The organism is Planctobacterium marinum, assembly GCF_036322805.1.
GTDB classification, from domain to species: domain Bacteria; phylum Pseudomonadota; class Gammaproteobacteria; order Enterobacterales; family Alteromonadaceae; genus Planctobacterium; species Planctobacterium marinum_A.
In genome coordinates, this window is sequence record NZ_AP027272.1 from 666,605 (window position 1) to 686,055 (window position 19,451).

General features: G+C 47.4%; 16 protein-coding genes. 10 read left to right on the top strand and 6 right to left on the bottom strand.

What is annotated here, in order from left to right; translation table 11 throughout:
• Positions 1-179 precede the first annotated feature (179 nt).
• The 4 genes from AABA75_RS02930 to iadA form a co-directional block, all read right to left on the bottom strand.
• Entirely contained in the window at positions 180-1,874 is a 1,695-nt protein-coding gene (locus tag AABA75_RS02930) for a Mur ligase family protein (protein ID WP_338291007.1), read from the bottom strand.
• Positions 1,875-1,905: 31 nt separating this feature from the next.
• Positions 1,906-4,725, bottom strand: a complete 2,820-nt coding sequence (gene cphA, locus AABA75_RS02935; protein ID WP_338291008.1) for a cyanophycin synthetase — start codon at positions 4,723-4,725, stop codon at positions 1,906-1,908.
• A gap of 166 nt (positions 4,726-4,891) precedes the next feature.
• Entirely contained in the window at positions 4,892-5,710 is an 819-nt protein-coding gene (locus tag AABA75_RS02940) for a cyanophycinase (protein ID WP_338291009.1), read from the bottom strand.
• A gap of 2 nt (positions 5,711-5,712) precedes the next feature.
• A complete protein-coding gene (gene iadA, locus AABA75_RS02945; protein ID WP_338291010.1) occupies positions 5,713-6,888 on the bottom strand; it encodes a beta-aspartyl-peptidase in 1,176 nt (391 codons plus the stop codon).
• A gap of 255 nt (positions 6,889-7,143) precedes the next feature.
• Here iadA and AABA75_RS02950 point away from each other — a divergent pair, with 255 nt between their 5' ends.
• From AABA75_RS02950 to AABA75_RS02980, 7 genes are all read left to right on the top strand, one after another.
• A complete protein-coding gene (locus AABA75_RS02950) occupies positions 7,144-7,761 on the top strand; it encodes a tetratricopeptide repeat protein (RefSeq protein WP_338291013.1) in 618 nt (205 codons plus the stop codon).
• 117 nt (positions 7,762-7,878) lie between these two features.
• Positions 7,879-10,215, top strand: coding sequence for a ribonuclease R (gene rnr / locus AABA75_RS02955; RefSeq protein ID WP_338291014.1), 2,337 nt, complete (start codon positions 7,879-7,881; stop codon positions 10,213-10,215).
• Complete coding sequence (gene rlmB / locus AABA75_RS02960) at positions 10,216-10,956, top strand: 23S rRNA (guanosine(2251)-2'-O)-methyltransferase RlmB (RefSeq protein WP_338291016.1); 741 nt, start codon at positions 10,216-10,218, stop codon at positions 10,954-10,956.
• 39 nt (positions 10,957-10,995) lie between these two features.
• A complete protein-coding gene (locus AABA75_RS02965) occupies positions 10,996-11,865 on the top strand; it encodes a hypothetical protein (protein WP_338291018.1) in 870 nt (289 codons plus the stop codon).
• 179 nt (positions 11,866-12,044) lie between these two features.
• On the top strand, positions 12,045-12,776 hold the full coding sequence (locus AABA75_RS02970; RefSeq protein WP_338291019.1) for a MipA/OmpV family protein: 732 nt from the start codon (positions 12,045-12,047) through the stop codon (positions 12,774-12,776).
• A gap of 99 nt (positions 12,777-12,875) precedes the next feature.
• Positions 12,876-13,667, top strand: coding sequence for a TIGR00266 family protein (locus tag AABA75_RS02975; protein WP_338294789.1), 792 nt, complete (start codon positions 12,876-12,878; stop codon positions 13,665-13,667).
• Between the two features lie 52 nt (positions 13,668-13,719).
• A complete protein-coding gene (locus tag AABA75_RS02980) occupies positions 13,720-14,454 on the top strand; it encodes a substrate-binding periplasmic protein (RefSeq protein ID WP_338294790.1) in 735 nt (244 codons plus the stop codon).
• 79 nt (positions 14,455-14,533) lie between these two features.
• Here the strand turns inward: AABA75_RS02980 and AABA75_RS02985 are convergent, their stop codons facing one another.
• Positions 14,534-15,184, bottom strand: a complete 651-nt coding sequence (locus AABA75_RS02985) for an OmpW/AlkL family protein (RefSeq protein ID WP_338291021.1) — start codon at positions 15,182-15,184, stop codon at positions 14,534-14,536.
• Here AABA75_RS02985 and AABA75_RS02990 point away from each other — a divergent pair, their 5' ends adjacent.
• A complete protein-coding gene (locus AABA75_RS02990; RefSeq protein ID WP_338291024.1) occupies positions 15,185-15,343 on the top strand; it encodes a hypothetical protein in 159 nt (52 codons plus the stop codon). It abuts the gene before it with no gap.
• Positions 15,340-16,992 (top strand): amidohydrolase, encoded by a 1,653-nt coding sequence (locus AABA75_RS02995; protein ID WP_338291026.1) that lies wholly within the window; start codon positions 15,340-15,342, stop codon positions 16,990-16,992. The genes AABA75_RS02990 and AABA75_RS02995 overlap by 4 nt, the downstream gene beginning before the upstream one ends.
• Positions 16,993-17,029: 37 nt before the next feature.
• Here AABA75_RS02995 and AABA75_RS03000 read toward each other — a convergent pair whose 3' ends face one another.
• Entirely contained in the window at positions 17,030-18,466 is a 1,437-nt protein-coding gene (locus tag AABA75_RS03000) for an MATE family efflux transporter (RefSeq protein WP_338291029.1), read from the bottom strand.
• 116 nt (positions 18,467-18,582) lie between these two features.
• Here AABA75_RS03000 and AABA75_RS03005 point away from each other — a divergent pair, with 116 nt between their 5' ends.
• Positions 18,583-19,422: a helix-turn-helix transcriptional regulator gene (locus AABA75_RS03005; protein WP_338291031.1), complete on the top strand. Its 840-nt coding sequence runs from the start codon at positions 18,583-18,585 to the stop codon at positions 19,420-19,422.
• Positions 19,423-19,451 lie beyond the last annotated feature (29 nt).

Sequence of the window (19,451 nt, forward strand, 5' to 3'; positions counted from 1 at the left end):
TTCTGATTATTATTTTCCGCTTGAGTGGTGTCGTTAGATGTACTCAAAACTCATCCTCGTAGCTGGTCACGCCAATGGGCGTGATCGTTACTCTTTTAATTTTAGGCAACGAGAGTAAGCATTTTTACTGGCTGAGTCCAGTTTCCATAGTGTTTCCACCATGGAAACTGGCGATTTGTTTACACTTTAGGTTGTTGTTCCAGCAATTGTTGTACAGCTTCTCTATCACAGAGTGTAAAGAGCAGTACTACGGTTCCGGGCTTAGCCAATTCCAGTGCCATTTGAGCACCAGCCAATGGCGACGCTGAAAACAGAATTTTATCTTCCTCAATACCCGTTTGCATCAGAAAGTGTTTTGATAGCCCGGGCACTTCGCCGGGCTCTCTACCACGCAAGTATTTACCAACTTCCGAGGTAATGTAAATTTCTGCATCTAATCCCGCAACGGCTTCAGTCAGATGCTGTATCTCGGCATCAGTACGGTCACCGGCATGGCCAAACATTACAATGCGTTGGGTGGCAGGGATTTTACTGGCCATAGCCACTACGGCTTTCATGCTGTGCTCATTATGAGCAAAATCAACGATATATTTTGCCTCATTGATATCATACAGGTTACCGCGACCGGGATTATCTTGGGCATTACTGGCAAATTGCTGTAAACCCGCGATGATATGCTGTCGCTCAAAACCCAAAGCAAAACACAAACCGATAACGCCGAGCGCATTTTGGATATTGTGGTGAGCGTGTCCGCCAAATGTCATGGGGACACTGTCGATGGCACACAATCTGTCTAAGGTTTTACCGTTAAAATACACGAGATCGCCGCGATGGCTGAATACCGCAGGTTCACCATTAGTTAAGTTTTCCTGCACCAGATAATTATTTTCTGACTCGCTAAACCAGCAAATTGTGCCTTTGTAATGTTGAGACTGTGCTACTGATAATTCGTTATCGGCGTTGAGTACTAATGTGCCTGTATTGTCTAGCCCTTTCGCCACAACAAATTTGGCTTCGGATAATTCCTCTACGGTATCGATACCGTATTGCCCTAAATGATCGGCGGCCACATTGGTGACAAGCGCAGCATCGACGCGATTTACCGGTAAGCCACGACGCAAAATTCCGCCACGAGCCACTTCTAAAAAGGCGATCTCCGTGCGGGAATCTCGCACCAGCATGCGCGCACCACCGGGGCCAGAATAATCCCCGGTATCAATAATATGTTCGCCCACTTTTATAAAGTCAGTAGAAGTGACGCCGGCACTGAGCCCGGCACATTTTGCGATTTGAGCGGCAAGTCGTACGCTGGTGGACTTACCATTGGTGCCAGTGATAAAAGCCAGTGGCACATCCTGATATTTTGACCAGCAGATGGCGTCACTATCGGGGAGTTCTTTTACTGGCCAGGTATCTACGGTAGCTCCCATACCCAAGGACAGATAGTCATCATCTGTGATGCATGTGACCCCTTTTTCATGGGCACATTGAATTATCTGCAACAGTTTGGGATTCACTTCACGCTGTAATTCCTCTTTGAGCTTGGCAATGATTGCGCCTTTGTCAGGGTGCTCTTCTTTGCGCAGCTCGGCTACCACTATCTCCCATGCGTGTTGGGCCAGTTCACAGGCGGTATAGAGGGCATCCATGGGGGCACTAATGGCCATGCTGATGCCGTGGGTATGAATACGGTAGGTGCTTTGCGCCGCTGTCCAGCCCAATTCATCACACAGCGATTTGGCTTGATTTTGCCAGGTTTGCGCCACCTGATGTTTATCAACTTCATCCACAAACACGTCAATAATTGCGCCGGGAAAATTCCACAGTAAATTGGGCCCCGTTAAACGGCGCGATTCGTCCAGTTCCAGTTTCATAGTCTATTCGTCCGGTTCAGTAAACGAGAGGCTAGTCAGCCTCTTCGTCATGCTCCATAACAATACGCACACCGCGCTCATCCGACACCATTTTTTGTCCCGCGGTGAGTTCGTATTTGTGCTCTTTGGGCTCAAATAACTTTTCCGGGAAGTCTTGGGAAGGTGTACTACTTTGAGAAGTCTCGGTTTTGTTAACGTCATTAAAGTGCACAATCTGCTTCCAGCAGCGGGAGATGTTGTCACCCAGCACAATCAATAAGTCGCCTTCCTTGCTCATCTGTAAACCGGTTTCAATGGCAGTTTGTTCATCCGGGATAATCTGAATGGCCTGCTCCGGAATACCCTCGGCTTTGAGCTGTGTGGCTAATAGTGTGGGGATTTCATCAGGACCGCGACCACGTCGGTCGTCGTCGGCCTTACAGATGAATTCATCAAAGCCTTGAGCGGCAATTTTCGCAGCTTCGATGACATCTTCATCCCGTCTGTCACCGGGCATCGCCATAACAATGCGGCGTTTGCCCTTAATTTCCAGACGCATGGCCAGGTCGGTTATGGTTTGAATGGCCGCCGGGTTGTGAGCATAATCCAGTACCACTTTGAATGGATGTTCATCAAATACATTGAGGCGCCCCGGTGCCTGGAAAAAAGAGGTATTGAAGGTTCTTAGTCCTTGGCGAATATCGTCTAAAGACGTATCAAAGGCGTAGGCCATACCCGCCGCAAACATAGCGTTTTGCACATTGTGCATGGCTTTACCTTCGATGGTTGCGGGGATCAGGTGGGTCCAAAGTAGCGGAATGTGCGCACCCTTGTCATATATGGTGATCATATCGCCGTTGATGCCTTTTTCCAGCACCACCGCCATACCACCAGAGCGAATATGCTCTCTCACCAGACCGTGGCCTGAATCTGTGGTGATGTAACAGAAACGTTTTGCCTGACAGTAGTCTGCCATTTGCAATACCAGCGGGTCATCGGCATTCAGTACCGCACAATCTTTGGCAACTTCCACTACAACCCGTTTAATCTGGGCTAAATCTTCGAGGGTGTTGACGCCGCGCTGTCCCAAGTGATCAGCACTAATGTTCAGACAAGCCCCCACATCACACCAGTTATAACCCAGGCCGCGTTTTACGATACCGCCACGAGCAGTTTCCATGATGGCAAAATCTACATTGGGATCGCGCAATACAATTTGTGCCGATGTGGGACCGGTCATATCCCCCTTAACGGTTAAATGGCCATCAATATAGACCCCGTCGGTGGAGGTCATGCCGGTGGTAAAGTTGGCTGCTTTCATGATGCTGGCCAGCATTCTGGAGGTGGTGGTTTTACCATTGGTACCCGTAATTGCTGCGATGGGAATTTTTGCCTGACTGCCCGCCGGGAACAGCATATCCATCACTTTACCAGCCACATCACGCGATTGTCCCTCACTGGGAGCAACATGCATTCTGAAGCCGGGAGCGGCATTACACTCGCATATACCACCACCAATTTCTTTATAGGACTTACTGATGTCATCAGTGAGAAAGTCCACACCACCCACATCTAAACCGATAGCTTTGATAGCCCGTACCGCCATATCTCGGTTATCTGGGTGCACTATGTCCGTAACGTCAATTGCCGTACCCCCAGTGGACAGATTGGCGGTCGAGCGCAAATAAAATACTCTGCCCTCTTCCAATACGGATTCTGGCGATAATTCGGCCTCTTCAAGCAAGCGTTGGGCCTGATTATCCAACTCCAGGCGAGTGAGCACCTTTTCATGACCGATACCACGACGAGGATCTTCATTAACGATATCCACTAATTCGCTGATGGTATGTTTGCCATCACCCACCACATGACCGGGGACTCTTTTTGCCACCGCTACCAGTTCGTTGTTCACCACCAGCATGCGGTGATCAAAACCAGTAAGGTAACTTTCTACTAAAACCGCGCGGCTGGTGCCAAACTTTTGCGCTTCGGCAAATGCTGTTTGCACTTGCTCATCAGACGTTAAATTAATACTGACGCCACGGCCATGATTGGCATTAAGCGGCTTTACCACAACCGGGTAACCGATGCGTCTGGCAGCTCTCACTGCCTGGCGCTCACTGTAAATCATATGTTGAATCGGAACAGGTAAACCAAGATCACTCAATAAATTGTGGGTGTCTTCTTTATCGCAAGATATCTCTACTGCAATGTGACGGGTTTCGCTGGTAACGGTAGCCTGAATACGCTGTTGATATTTACCGTGTCCAAATTGAACCAGGCTATATTTGTTCAGACGTAACCAGGGGATATCACGCTCTTCTGCGGCTTTTACCAGAGAGCCAGTGCTGGGGCCAAACTCTTTACGCTGGGCAGCCCGCACAAAAGACTGTAATTCGTCGCTGAAGTCAAAATCATCTTCGTAGTCAAATGGCACTTGCTGTTTTACTGGCTCAGGTAACAAGTGCATGAGTAGCTTCATGGCTAGCTCACCTGCTGCCAGGCCGACATCTCGTTGCTTGTATTCGTACACCACGTTGTAGCAACCGTGTTCGCCAGTACCGCGGGTTTTTCCGAAGGTAACCTTAGAGCCAGCCAGGTCTTGCAATTCGAGAGCAACATGCTCCCAGATATGTCCCATCCAGGTACCTTCGTCTTCCCGGAGGCGGCGCACAAGTCCACCTTCAACACCATAAGAGCAACCGTGACTGTGCAAACTAGGCACTGCTTCTAACAAACCATTGATAAACTTTTCGCCTAATTTTGCCGATGGCCAGTTTTCTAATTCACCCAAATTTATCTGATGGCGAATAACGGGAAAGTTGGCATAAACATTAGGGCCAACATAGACATTAGAAGTGGTAATTTTCATTGGGTCGTACGTCCTTATTTTCCGCATGTTGGAAAAGTGCGAGGGTGTGCAAAGATGATGATTTATTTGGCTACAGAAAAAAGTCTGTAACAGCACTAGGTATAAACAAAAAAAGTGGCGAATGCCACTTTTTTCTGATGATTATCGCGCTCTGCTCAGTAAGCAATCAATCGATATGGGCGATGCGATTACTGATATCGTATCGAGCGCCAGAAGCCAGAATGTGTACTTTGAGATTGAGCAAGGTCAGGGCTTCACCACGACGCGCTTCAGCCATGGAGGAATACTCAATATCCGATGGGTCAACTACTGTGATGGCGCCACTGCCTACCACGGTAAAAATGTTGTCTTCATCAATGAATGCCGCAGTATTTTCGTCAAGGCCTACACCCACTAAAAAAGGGTTGTAAGAAACGGCACTGAGTAACCTTGCGAGGCGATTGCGCTCGTTAAAGTGCTGATCTACTACGACAGTATTGATGAGCCCCATACCGGGTGCCAGGTTTACACCATCTTCGGTGGGCACAATACCCACGTTTCCGCCGGCGATCATGTGCTGCGAAATAATGGCCGCACCAGCGGATGTTCCACCTACATGAGCGCCACGAGCATTAGCCTGGCGAATCGCTTTCGCTACTGGCGTGCCACCTAAAATGGTAGATAATCGCAGTTGATTACCGCCGGTGATAAAGATAGCGGTGGCATTTTCAATAATATCCAGATGAGTTTCATCTTGGGCATCTGAGCGCTCTGCAATTGGTAAAGAATCTGCTTGCCCAGCACCCAGATCGCGGAATAAGGTCTCATAACGGGAGCCAGTATCTTCCAGTCTTGATGCGGTGGGGATAACACAAATTTTTGCTTCACGGCCGCCAGCCAGTTCTACAAATTTACTGAGAATTTCCGGGTTATCGATTTTTTCTTCTGCGCCGCCTATCGGAATTACATAGCCGCGCTTTTGTCCGTCTACTGCTGGTGATGGCATGTTCAAACCTCAAATGTACCTTTTTTAATTTGTTCGCCATTGAACTTGTGCCAGCGTCCTAGCGCCATTACATGGTCAATGTCGTCTTGTTTTGTATTGAGCACTATCAGATCGGCGTCGCCGTTCACTGTTAGTTGCCCTTTGTTAGGAAGTTGCAAAAGGTTTGCAACGTTTTGACTGAAAAAGGGCAAAATCTTATCAATAGATTGCCCTTGTTGAAGTAACTGAAAAAATATCGCCGTCATGGCTTTTGAGGTGGCAAAGTCCATCTTGGTGAGTTCACCCTGCTGATTAAAACAAGGCAGGCATCCGCCACCGTCAGAACTGATGGTGAGTTTATCCGTGGGAAAGCCTTGCTCAAGGAAGTGCAATATAGCTTCATCAGGTTCGTAGCCGTCGGGGCCGGTTTCAAAGGCGGTGATGTCAATCCAACAGCCTTTTTGTGTTAATTCACAAGCCTCTTCAAACAATGCGCGGCGGCGATTAACGTGCGTTGGGTTAAAGGTGCGCGCCGGAATTTCAGTTTCCTGCAACGCGCGTCGAACCAAGCTTAAACCGCGTTCACCATCGCCCAGGTGTAAGTGCAGTACGCCGGCTTTGCCCGTCATTAAACGTGCCACGTGGCATTCCGCGGCTACTTTTATCAGCTCGTCAAAGGTTGGTTGGCTGGAGCGGTGATCACTTATGGCAAGTTCGCCCACGGCAATAACAGGTTCGATAAATACGATATCTGACTTTACTGAGCCAGTGAGCGTAGTAGGCGGTAGGTGATAACCACCGGTGTAACACCAGGCCGACAAGCCTTCTTCTCGCAAGGCATATACCTGTGCCACCACTGACTGGGTATTACGGGTAACGTCATCTGTGCCTAATAAGCCTACAACTGAGGTGACTCCTGCGCTGGTAAAATGACTCAAAGGCACCGGAGGTACTCGTGTAGCAAAACCGGCTTCGCCGCCACCGCCGGTAATATGAGTATGGGCATCAATAAAACCGGGGAGCACAGCTTTTCCGGTTAAATCAATTTCTTGCACCGTCAGGCAGTCTGATAGTTGCGGCAAATCCTCGCCTATGTACAGAATCTTTTTGCCGCAAATTAGTATGTTTTTTAAGCCCAATGCCGCAGGAGCAAAAACGTTAGCGTTGCGTAACAATGTGAATTGACTGGATGTAGACATGCTTGGGCCTTATTTTACGGGGCTGCAATCGTAAATCAGTTATTTTTGGTTGCAAGTACTTTCGTGCATAAAATATGCATAACAAAATGATACGACGCTATTTTGTCAACTCTGCGGAACTCATGCCATTAAGATTGTAGTGCAAAGTTTAAGGCATGGGTGAAGTTTTAGTCTGGCACGCGGCTTACCAGGAGAGACATTTGAGTTTTGGGCAGAGCTGCCGATAGACAAGCTAACGAATTGAAGAGATATACCATGAAAAGATTACTGTTGTTGCTTTTGGGATTTTGGGTGGGTGCCGTTAATGCGCAGTCACAGATAAAAGCGGTGCAACTTTACTCTCAAGATGAATTGTTACGGCTGATCAATCGCAATGAGCATCTGTCTCGCGTGGTATTGGATGATTGTCAGTTGGTGCAAGATATAGAAGCTCGTGCTGAGACATTAAAAGTGCCAGCCTACCAATTTCTTTGGGGGGACATGTTGGCTTGGGGTGTGTGTGTTGAGGCTGACCCTGAACGCGGTGTTCCGTTAATGGAAGAAGCGGCAATGCAAGGTTTAGCACCGGCAATGGAGCAGTTAGGTCGCTATTATGCTGCTGGCAAGCTTGTTCAAAAAGATATCCCGCGTGGCATCGTGTACCTTCGCGAAGCCGGCTCTTTGGGTAACCTCAAAGCGCAAATCCAGCTGGCAGAACTATTCATTGAAGGGCACGGCAGCCCATACGATTATGAAGATACCTATCATTGGTTGTACAACGCCATTACTAATGATGAAAAGTTACATCAGAAAATTGCCGATTGCATGGCGTCACTAGAAGAACTCATGCATCCCAAGAGTGTGCGTCGTGCCAGACGACCTCTGGAGTCTTAACCGGCCATAGCCAGTTGAATCTACAAATTTAATTCTTATGTAGCAATGCAATCTTTGGGCATGTTGATATACTGAGAGGCATAATACAGCCAGGGAGCTGCTGCTCCGTCGAGAGATATGCAAGACGATCCATACTACGCCAGGGAAAAGGCCAAATACGAACAACCTGTTGCTTCCAGAGAATACATTCTGCAGCTCATTAACGACGCCGAGCGCGCGCTGTCGTTTCTCGATATTTGCCACAAAGTTAACGCTAACGATGAAACCAGCCGCATTGCGGTGCAGCGACGTTTAAGGGCAATGGAGCGAGAAGGGCAGGTCATCTTCAATCGCCAGAAACGCTACGAAGTGGGTTCGGTTATTACTCACGTTACCGGCTCGGTGATTGGTCACCGCGATGGCTTTGGATTTTTAAAGCGCGATGACGGTGAACGGGACCTGTACATCTCTGGCGGTCAAATGCAATTTTTGTTGCATGGTGATAAGGTCGCTGCCGTTGCGGGTAAGAAAGACTCAAAAGGCCGTATCGAAGCCAGGAATATCGAAATTGTAGAGCCTCGAGATGAGCCAATTGTCGGTCGCTTTTTTATGGAAAGCGGTGTGGGTATTGTCATCCCGGACGACAGTCGTTTACGCTTTGAACTTATTATCCCCCCAGAACGCGTTAATGGTGCGAAACAAGGTCATGTGGTTGTGGCCGAAATGACACAGCGCCCGCGCAAGCGAGTATCGCCGATAGGGCGAATCATTGAAGTGTTAGGTGAGCACATGGCGCCTGGTATGGAAATTGAAATGGCGCTGCGCAATTTTGATATTCCCCATGCATGGCCTCTTAAAGTCACTAATGAAATCAGTGGTTTGGGCGAAGAAGTCAATGAGGCTGCTAAAAAAGGCCGTATTGATTTACGTCAACTGCCCTTAGTTACAATTGATGGTGAGGATGCGCGAGACTTTGATGACGCAGTATTTTGTGAGCCGCAAGAAGATGGTGGCTGGCAGCTGTGGGTAGCCATTGCTGACGTGAGTTATTACGTTCGCCCTAAAAAAGCATTGGATGATGAAGCGCAAAATCGCGGTACCTCCGTGTATTTTCCCGAGCAAGTGGTACCTATGTTGCCAGAAGTGCTGTCAAACGGCCTTTGCTCATTAAATCCTAATGTCGACAGACTTTGCATGGTGTGTGAGATGAGCATTAGCCCATCCGGCAAATTGCAAGGCTATCAGTTTTACGAAGCGGTGATGAACTCTCACGCCAGGCTTACCTATAATAAAGTGTGGGCCATATTAGAGGGGGAGCCGGAGCTATATAAACGCTATTTTGATCATGTGCCTCATCTGCAAAACCTTTATAAGCTCTATAAAGCACTGAAGAAATCCCGTGCCGAACGCGGAGCTATTGAGTTTGAAACCCAGGAAACCAAGTTTGTATTTAATGCCGAGCGCAAGATAGACCACATCGTGCCTGTGGTACGTAACGATGCTCATAAGATCATTGAAGAGTGCATGATCATGGCTAATGTGGCCGCGGCCGACATGTTGCAAAGCAACAAAGCCGAGGGATTGTACCGCATTCATGAGGAGCCCAGCGAGGAGCGCCTGAAGTCGTTTTTGAGCTACCTCTCAGAAGTGGGGATATCCCATGGCCTGACGGGTAAAGCGACACCGAAACAGTTTTGCGATGTGGTGAAGAAAATTCAGGGGCGACCGGACCAGGAACTCATCCAGACCATGTTGCTGCGTTCCATGCAGCAAGCGATTTACGATCCGGATAACGTCGGCCACTTTGGTTTAGCACTGGAGGCCTATGCGCATTTTACTTCGCCCATTCGTCGCTATCCCGATTTAGTGGTGCATCGGGCTATTAAAGCCATCTTAGACAAGCAGGCACAGCGCAAGAGTAAAACCGGCGGATATGCCTACAACGAAGATGAAGTTGGCATGTTGGGCGAACATTGCTCCATGACCGAACGCCGGGCCGATGATGCCACGAGAGATGTATCAGACTGGTTGAAATGTGAGTTTATGCAAGCCCATGTGGGGGACTCATTTGAAGGGGTTATCGCTTCGGTAACCAACTTTGGCTTTTTTGTGCGCTTATCCGAATTCCACATCGATGGTCTGGTGCATATCACCACATTGACTAATGATTATTATCAATACGATGAAACCCGTCAGTATTTAATTGGTGAATCTGGTGGCACGATATTCCGACTGGGTGATCAGGTAGAAGTCAAAGTTATCGCTGTGAACCTTGATGAGCGAAAAATCGATTTTGTTTTGGATATGCCATTACCAACGCGCAAATCTCGCCGGGCTTCTAAGGCGAAATCTGGCAAATCTGACCAGCTTAAAGCGAAGCGTATTGCTGCTAAAAGCAGTCGTAAAAAGCCCGGTAAAAAAGCGGCGAGTGGCGCTAAAACGTCCAGCAGTAAAAGTAAAAAACGAGGAAAATAGATGGCACAGCAAGAATGGTTGTACGGGCTTCATGCACTGGAGGCTGTGGTAGCCAGAGAGCCGGAACGTCTGATTGAACTATATGTTCTGAAAGGCCGCGATGATGAAAAATTACGTAACATTATTAACCAAGCCAGACGCTTTGGTGTTGCGATACAATTTTGTCAGCGCAAGGTATTAGATGACAAAGTTAAAGGCGAGCAACATCAAGGGATTGTTGCCAAAGCTAAGCCGGGACGAGTGCTGGACGAAAAAGATCTCGATGAGATCCTGGAAAAACAAGACAACCCTTTTATTCTGGTGCTGGATGGGGTGACGGATCCGCACAACTTGGGAGCTTGTTTGCGCAGTGCTGACGCCGCGGGTGTGCATGCTATGGTAGTGCCGAAAGACAAATCGGCTAATTTGACCCCGACTGCCCGAAAAGTAGCCTGCGGTGCCGCTGAGACAACACCGCTAATCCAGGTGACAAATCTGGCTCGTACGTTGCGTCAGATGCAGGAAGCGGGAGTTTGGGTCATAGGTACTGCTGGTGAGGCTGAACAACTGATTTATGATGTAAAATTGTCTGGGCCAATGGCGCTGGTGATGGGAGCTGAAGGCAAAGGCATGCGCAGGCTAACTCGAGAAGTTTGTGATGAACTGATAAAACTGCCTATGGCGGGCTCGGTGTCCAGCCTCAATGTATCAGTGGCGACAGGTATTTGTTTGTATGAAATCGTGCGCCAACGCTTAGCTTGATAATTGGTAAGATATCTGGAAGGTAGAGGGTAAAGTGAGATGAAAAGATTACTGCTAAGTCTTTTATTTATCAGTAGCTTCTGTGCTAAGGCGCAAGAAGAAATGCCTGACCACGATATCACTATGTTTGACCTTGTTGCCACCGCAGACACTTTTGCTATAGCTAATCCCGTTGCCATTGCTCATCGCCGTGGCTACGAAAATCAACCGGTATTCATTGATAACAACTCTCTCTATTTTACGCGAATGGATGATGTCAACGCCGATGTCTGGCTGTGGCAAATGGGGCACGAAGTGGCCATCACAAAAACCCTCGAAAGTGAATACTCACCAACTCCTATTCCTCTTCGAAAAGGGGCCTTGTCCACTGTCCGGGTGGAACATGATGGCACCCAACGTCTGTGGCAAATAAACAGCGATGGCAGTTTTGAACTGCTGTTCAGTGACGTTAAACCTGTGGGCTATCACGTTTGGCAAGAAGACAACGTCGCTTTGTTTGTACTGGGGCAACCCCACCGCCTGGAAGTCACTTCTCTGGGGCAAGCAACCACTAAATTGGTGGATGACAATATTGGCCGATGTCTTGCCCTGATACCGGGTAGTAGCAAGATTTCCTATACCACCGAAGAAGAGGGCTATCACCAGTTGCGAACTTGGGATTTTTCCGACAGTTCTTCTGCTGAACTGATGAAATTACCAGAGCAATCCCAGGATTATGCCTGGCTTAATACTGAGCAACTCATTACTTCTGATGGTGAGCAGCTACTTTGGTGGGATCAACAACAAAAATCCTGGTTCCCGGTTACCATGCCCGAGTCGATTCAATTATCCGGCATTACACGCCTGGCGATTTCTCCCAATAAACGCAAAATCGCCATAGTGCATCACAAAAATAAGGCGCTGAATTAGAGGTTGTTAGTAAAATCCTTACAAACCTGACGAAAAAGCCACTCTTACAATAAATCGTTACAAAAACGTCATGTTTCATTAAATGAACATTAATTTTTTACTCGTAAAATAACCCATCTTAGTGGCCTTGGCTGGAATTAAGCAGGTCACCTTTATTCAACCCGAAGAGTAGAAAACCAATGAGAATATTGACCGCAGGTTTGTTAAGTGCCGCCTTATTGCTAAGTACTGAATCGCAGGCCAAACAACAACACATGGGCTGGGGTGTCGGTTTAGCAGCAATTGTACAGGATCAGGGATATCGCGGCGGTGATGCCGAAACCCAGATATTTCCAATGGTGTTTTATCAGGGCCAACATTTTTACTGGCAAGGACCTGAACTGGGCTATCGCGTTGCGAATAACTTCACGTTATTTGCCGAATATCGCTTTGACGGGTTTGAACTGGATGACTCAGACTTTTTTGCAGGTATGGAAGAACGCAAGGGAAGCTTAGATCTGGGGGCGGCCTACAAGTTCGAAACTAAGTTAGTGGATTTAACCCTATCCGGCCAGGCTGATGTATTGTCTGAGCACGAAGGTTATGAGTTTAGTGCCACATTGAGTAAAGGCTTTCCAGCCCTTGGCGGTCGATTGACGCCTTCGCTGGAAGTCAGCTATCTGAGTGATAGTCTTGTGGATTATTATTATGGTGTTCGCACTTCAGAAGCCACTGATTTACGCCCGGAATACATCGCTGACAATACAGTAAACGTGAGTTTAGGTATTTCAGGTATGTGGCCGGTTACCGACAATCAAAATATTATCGCCGCATTTAACTATTCGATTTTAGGCAGTGAAATAGAAGATAGCCCACTGATGGAAGAGGGTGAGAGTAGTAACTTATTTGTTGGCTACGTTTATCGGTTTTAAACAAGCAATTTTTGCTATAAATCTGCACCAGAGCTAAAGTTACACAGTTATCAAAAACGCTTTGCTTAAGCAGTATCTGAACGATAAAAGGAAACGATGATGCGCTGTCATGAAATTGATTACGAAATACTTGGGGCTTCCATGCAAATGGTTGAAGTGGAGTTAGATCCGCAGGAAACCGTCATTGCGGAAGCCGGAGCCATGAACTACATGGAAGATGGTGTAGAGTTTGAAACAAAAATGGGTGACGGTTCTGAGGCAGAACAAGGCTTTATGGGTAAATTATTCAGTGCCGGTAAGCGCGTCATCACCGGTGAAAGTTTGTTTATGACCCACTTTACCAATCATGGATACGGCAAAAAGCGTGTCGCTTTCGCCTCGCCCTTTCCCGGCACTATTATTCCCGTCAATATGGCGCAAGTGGGGGAGGAAATAACTTGCCAGAAGGATGCATTTCTCTGCGCGGCGTTGGGTACCAAAATCGATATCGCCTTTAATAAAAAGCTAGGGGCCGGCTTTTTTGGTGGCGAGGGCTTTATTCTCGAGCGTTTGCAAGGCGATGGTATGGCTTTTATCCATGCCGGAGGCACGGTAATCGAAAAAGAACTCAATGGTGAAACACTGCGGGTGGATACGGGTTGTATTGTCGGATTTACCGGTGGCATTGAATACGATATTCAAATGACCAAAGGCTTACGCAGTATGTTTTTTGGTGGTGAAGGTTTGTTTTTGGCTACATTAAGCGGTCATGGCAAAGTTTGGCTGCAATCACTGCCCTTCAGTCGCCTGGCCGATCGAATCATTCAGCATGCTCCGCAAATGGGGGGAAGTCGACAAGGCGAAGGCAGTGTCTTGGGCGGTATTGGTGACATGTTGGATGGGAAAAACTAGGCGGAAGTGGGTGCTTAGAATCATAAAGCATAGTAAGGGCATACTAGTGGCTATGTCCCTCTGCAACATCGCTTTTGCCAACGAATGTGACAACTTTTATGCCGTCGGTAGCAATCACGCAGCGCCTATCGCTTATACCGATGAGGCGTCAGGGCAACCACAAGGTGTCGCATTTGAGCTGTTTAGCGCTATTTCTTCGGAATTGAAAGTGCCAGTGCAATATCTTGCGGGTGTTGCCTGGAGCCGTGCTAATGCCTGGCTTGATGTCGGTGAGGTAGACGTATTGCTTGGAGTTTACAGTACCCCCGAAAGAGAACAAAAATGGTTGTTAAGTGCGCCTTTTCTGGAAGAGGGCAGTGGTATCTTCATGCTTAGTAACCAAATTTCCAGTGTCAAAAGCCTGCAAGACTTGCAAGGGCTGCGCGGAGGCGCGATAAACAGCAGTAGTTATGGCGAGCTTATTGATAAGCACAAAGAGCAACTAGCATTATTTTATACCACCAGTGAAAGAGAGTTGTTCAGAATGCTGCTGGCAGACAGATTAGATTACGTTGTTGCGGCGCAGTGGGATGCACATCATGTGTTAACTGACATGAATGCATTACAAGAAGTATCTGTAGTGCCTGAATTAGGAGATATGAATACTTTACACATTGCCTTTAGTCGCAAAACGGCTTGCGGTAAATATATCGAACAGGTGAATGAACTTATTAATCAATATCGTGCAAGCGGCAAAATAGACGCCTGGCTAAACACTTTCCAAAGAAATAATGTTTCTTCTCACTAGTTAGCCGGCGCCAGCGATATTTCCATTTGCAGATAAAAAGTGAGCAGTCCTTTGCTCATACACGCAGAGGAAGTGCTCTTTAGAAACGATAGCCTAAAGATAGGGTATAAACGTAAGGGTCGATATCGACATCTACTTTGCCCGTATCAGCGCCCAGTTTAAAGGTGGCTTCGGTATCAATGTCAATCCAGCGCACTGAGGCGTTGAAAAACCATTGTTCGTTGATATCAACATCGACACCCACTTGCGTAGAAAATCCAAATGAGTCGTCTAAATCCAAGTCAGAAAATCCGGCAGTTTCATTTGCTGCGGTGAACCCCTCGTCAAAAAATACGGTGTAGTTTACGCCCAAACCAACATAGGGGTGCACATTGCTGTCGCCCATATCAAAATAATAAAGCGCTGATACCGTAGGAGGCAGGTGTTTTGTTTCACCTAGGGCACCTACTGTATCCAAATCGATATCGTGGCTAAACGGTGTCGCAGCCAATACTTCTACCGCCCAGTTTTTGTTAAAAAAATAAGCCAGATTCAAACCTAATTGTGCGTTGTTGTCGACGCTTACCCCAACACCTAAGTCTGCGCCGGCAACAAAGACATTGCTGCTACTGTCATCAGGGTTAACGCTGGTGATACCGCCTCTTACTAACCAGTCGCCTGCTTCAGCGGCAATGGTGCTTAAAGGCAATAGTGTAAGAGCTGCTGCCATTGCTAGTTTTGATAATTTCATGTGTTTCTCCGTCAAGTTGATAGCGCCATTATGGAGTGTGTGGTGGTGGGGTTTTTGATCTGGCGCAATAACTTGGGTGCAGTGCTAATGGATTTGATTATTTCTTTGATCCGGGTCAAATTAGAGGCTTATCAAAAGCTTGCTGAGAGAATGGAATGAGAACAATTAAACCTTTGGGGACCTTAATATTTAGTATTGCTGTTGCGCTAGCCGGTGGTCTGCATGCACAAACCCTGGTGACTAATATCAAGGGCTATTCGTTTCATCATGATAGCCCGGCACGATTTTCTGCCGTATCTTTTCAGGACGATAAAATAACGGGCGTTTATCAAACTGTGCCCGACAACAAGCAGTTTGCACAGATTATAGATGGCAAAGGCGCCACGCTGGTTCCTGGTATGATTGATGCTCACGGTCACGTTTTGGGTTATGGCCAGGCACTGAATCGAGTGGTACTTAACGGAGCAACGTCGAAAGATGAGGCCCTGGAGCGAGTTGCACAGTTTATCGCTGGGCATAAAGACAACAAATGGATCCGGGGTAGAGGTTGGAATCAGGAATTGTGGCCCGATCGAGCATTTCCTGATGCCGAAGCTCTGAGCAAGATATCGTCGGGTAAGCTGGTGGCACTGGGCAGGATCGATGGTCACGCGCTGTGGGTGAATCAGGAGGTGTTGCAACTCGCCGGAATTAACAAAGATACGCCGTCTCCTGAAGGTGGAGAGATAATCAAAGATGCACAGGGTAATCCCACGGGGATCCTGATAGATAATGCCATGAATCTGGTGTATTCACTCATCCCCGAGCCGGGTATAGCAGAAGTAAAACAAGACTTGTTAACCAGCTTAAATAAACTTGCTTCATTGGGGCTAACTTCGGTGCACGATGCCGGAATTGATTATTTAACCTGGCAAGCTTATCAAGAGCTGAGTCTAGAGGGGAAACTACCCATTCGCGTCTATGTGATGCTGGATGTCACGGACCGCAACTATGCAAAGATGCTGCAAAAGGGCCATATCTATTCTGAAGATGGCAAGTTGGTGATCCGCAGTGTCAAAATATCTTCTGATGGCGCATTAGGTAGTCGAGGAGCGGCGTTGCATGAAGAATATAGCGATAAACCAGGACATTTTGGTTTGCTGCTACACGATATTCCCAATCTTAACAAGCTAACGCTACAGGCCATGCAAGCTGAATTTCAGGTAAATACCCATGCCATTGGCGACAAGGCTAATACGGTATCATTGGATGCCTTCGCGCAAGCCATAAAGCAAACTCAAAGTCAGGAGCTTCGGCACCGTATTGAACATGCTCAGGTTATTCATCCTGATGACTTTAAGCGGTTTCAGGCATTCAATATTATTGCTTCAGTTCAACCCACTCATGCCACCAGTGATAAAAATATGGCGGAAGATCGCTTGGGCAGTGAGCGCATCAAAGGTGCTTACGCCTGGCAGCGGTTGTTAAGCAATAATGCATTATTAGCAGGCGGCTCGGACTTTCCTATTGAGCCAGCCGAACCCTTATTCGGGATCCACGCCGCAGTTACCCGACAAGATCGCCATAATCAGCCTGAAGGCGGCTGGTATGCTACAGAAGGGGTTTCTCTGCACCAGGCGTTTCACATGTTCACTCTGGGGGCTGCTTATGCAGCGCATCAAGAAAACAGTATCGGCTCCATTGAGCCAGGTAAAAAAGCCGATTTCGTCTTACTGCAAAAGGATCCGCTAGCTATTGCTCCCGAGCAACTATGGAAAATACCGGTTTTGCAAACCTGGGTGAATGGTGAGTTAGTCTGGCAGAAATAATGCTCATGCCGGGCTGACATCCCGGCACACTCCACAATTATGGCATTTGTGCTTCTGCACAGGGAATATCGGCGGGTTTTTGAGTGATGTTACGTAGCCATTTTTTACTGTGCATACGCCATGCAAATAGCAGGTATTTGGTGACTTCTTCACTGTAAGTGGCGATAAACACCCACAGAAGAGTACCCGTGCTACCAGCCAGATACCAGGTCAGTGGTATACCCACCATCCACATGCCTAACGTATCGGTCATTAAACAAAATCGATTGTCGGCACCAGAGCGCAATACCCCCAAGGACATGGTCATGTTTGCGGTTTTGATGGCGATGCCTAAACACATAATCAACAATATTTGTGCCGCCAGTTCCAATGTGTGCTGTTCATAGCTGGCAAACGGGGCAAGTAATAATTCTTGAAACAACCAAACAAGGCCACCGGTCAACAGCGCAATACCCGTGATGATATAAGTCAGGTTTCTACCGAGTCGGTAGGCTGAGTCCATTTGGTTGTTACCCAATTTCTGCCCGGTTAATACTGAGCATGCGGTTGAAAACCCGATAAACAACGAAATTAGTGTGCCTTCAATCGGGGCCAGCATACTCATGATTGCCAATGCCTGAGTGCCCAGACTGCCAAAAATAATCTGATAGACGAAAGTCCCCAGCGACCAGACGGCAAAATTAATAGCTACCGGCAAACTAATTTTGATAATACTGGACCAGTCACATTCTGGATTTTTGAGCTTTATGGTTTTGTTGCGAGGCAAACAAAGGTGTTTTTGTTGTACCAACCAGGCCAACAACAAAAACAGTAATATACCTCTGGATAAGCTGGTGGCCCATGCTGCACCATCGGTACCCATGGCTGTAATTAAGGTGCTGTCCCCAAGAGTCACTCCGTTGATGAGCAAATAGTTAAGCAGCACATTGATAAGCATAGCCACTGCGCCAAGCATCATAGGCACCAGCACTTGAGCCAAGCCTCGTAGTGCTCCTTCGAATACCTGATATACCAACAAAACTAACAGCGATGGTAGGGTAATAGTCAGGTAGGAGCTACTGATGGTGATCACATCCATATCGTCGCTTCCCAGTTCTATCAGGGCGACGCCAAAAATATTGCAAAGCAGAATGAGTGGTAGCATTAAGCCGACGGCCACTATCAGAATTTGCGCGATAATTGAAGAAACCGCATGGGCTTTTTGGGCACCGATGTATTGCGCCACTACAATACCTGCAGTAACACTAAAAGCGCCCCCCACCATCAGTAGTACAAACTGGATTCGACTCGCCAGGCCAATGCCCGCGACAGCACTCTCACCAAGGTGGCTTACCATAATAATATCTATCATGCCTAAGGCGGCCGCTAATACGCTTTGCAAGGAAACAGGCCAGGCAATTTGCAGGCACCTGAGTAGTGTTGATGGCGAACTCATATTGCCTTTGTTTATGTTTTCTGAGTTTAGCGTTGTCATCTCTACCTCACCTCGGATGAATATTTATTGCCGGGCATTGTAGTCTTTGACATTTTTGAGAGTAGCATTAGAGTTATCTAGCTTATGTTTAAAACTATCATTGTGTGGGGTGAAGCTTGTTTCAGGAAATTCAAAACATCCATGAAGACTGTAACGAGTTGTTTATATGTCTCAGCGAATTTCACAGCCTGTCGCCAAACTCGGTGAAGCTGGCTGGTATTTCTGAGCTAAAAAAGCGCTATGAGATTGGCCGTGTTGCCAATCAAACTCACCTGTTGCTGTTTACCCGAAGCGGCTATGGCCGATTGAAAACCGAACAAGGCTGCTTCGAGATCGGACCGCAAACTCTCACCGTATTGCCGGCGGGTAAGGGCTTTTATTTTGAGTTAGCAGACGATAGCTGGCAAACCTGCTGGTTTATACTTGCAGATAGTCCGCAATGGAAGGGGTTGAGACTGATGCCACAGGATGTCTTTCACTGCAAGGAAGTAAATGTGGTGCATTCAACATTGAGGTTGTTACATCAACAGCACGAACTGGCGAAAGGCGTTCAGTCAGAGATTGAAAGTGAGTTGATGGATATTTTGTATCGCTATCTTAAGCAGGCATTGGGCAATCGGCGAGTAATTATGGGGGCCGATAGTCGCGTATGGGATTTCATCACGCGTCTTTCTGGTCGACTTCACATTCGTTGGACCACAGAAAAAATCGCGCAAGAGTTGCATTTGTCTGAGCCGCATCTGTTTCGGCTGTTTAAAGCCAATGTGGGCAAGTCGCCGATGCAATATCTCACTGAGTTGCGCATACAGCATGCTCGGGAATTACTAAAGCACAGTCATTTGAGTATCGAGCAGATCGCACATTGTGTGGGTTATAATGATGGCACGAGCTTTTCTCATCGCTTTCGCAAATCGGTTGGGGAATCTCCCGGTATCTGGCGGCAAGGCCAACATTGATCACCATTCTAAAAAATGCCTTCCGTGGC

What these genes read in the sequence shown, in the direction of transcription:
- AABA75_RS02965 (WP_338291018.1), top strand. Translation starts at nt 10,996, where the DNA reads ATGAAAAGATTACTGCTAAGTCTTTTATTTATCAGTAGCTTCTGTGCT.
- AABA75_RS02930 (WP_338291007.1), bottom strand. Translation starts at nt 1,874, where the DNA reads ATGAAACTGGAACTGGACGAATCGCGCCGTTTAACGGGGCCCAATTTA.
- AABA75_RS03000 (WP_338291029.1), bottom strand. Translation starts at nt 18,466, where the DNA reads ATGACAACGCTAAACTCAGAAAACATAAACAAAGGCAATATGAGTTCG.
- AABA75_RS02995 (WP_338291026.1), top strand. Translation starts at nt 15,340, where the DNA reads ATGAGAACAATTAAACCTTTGGGGACCTTAATATTTAGTATTGCTGTT.
- cphA (WP_338291008.1), bottom strand. Translation starts at nt 4,725, where the DNA reads ATGAAAATTACCACTTCTAATGTCTATGTTGGCCCTAATGTTTATGCC.
- rlmB (WP_338291016.1), top strand. Translation starts at nt 10,216, where the DNA reads ATGGCACAGCAAGAATGGTTGTACGGGCTTCATGCACTGGAGGCTGTG.
- AABA75_RS02985 (WP_338291021.1), bottom strand. Translation starts at nt 15,184, where the DNA reads ATGAAATTATCAAAACTAGCAATGGCAGCAGCTCTTACACTATTGCCT.
- AABA75_RS02970 (WP_338291019.1), top strand. Translation starts at nt 12,045, where the DNA reads ATGAGAATATTGACCGCAGGTTTGTTAAGTGCCGCCTTATTGCTAAGT.
- rnr (WP_338291014.1), top strand. Translation starts at nt 7,879, where the DNA reads ATGCAAGACGATCCATACTACGCCAGGGAAAAGGCCAAATACGAACAA.
- AABA75_RS02975 (WP_338294789.1), top strand. Translation starts at nt 12,876, where the DNA reads ATGCGCTGTCATGAAATTGATTACGAAATACTTGGGGCTTCCATGCAA.
- iadA (WP_338291010.1), bottom strand. Translation starts at nt 6,888, where the DNA reads ATGTCTACATCCAGTCAATTCACATTGTTACGCAACGCTAACGTTTTT.
- AABA75_RS02980 (WP_338294790.1), top strand. Translation starts at nt 13,720, where the DNA reads ATGTCCCTCTGCAACATCGCTTTTGCCAACGAATGTGACAACTTTTAT.
- AABA75_RS02940 (WP_338291009.1), bottom strand. Translation starts at nt 5,710, where the DNA reads ATGCCATCACCAGCAGTAGACGGACAAAAGCGCGGCTATGTAATTCCG.
- AABA75_RS02950 (WP_338291013.1), top strand. Translation starts at nt 7,144, where the DNA reads ATGAAAAGATTACTGTTGTTGCTTTTGGGATTTTGGGTGGGTGCCGTT.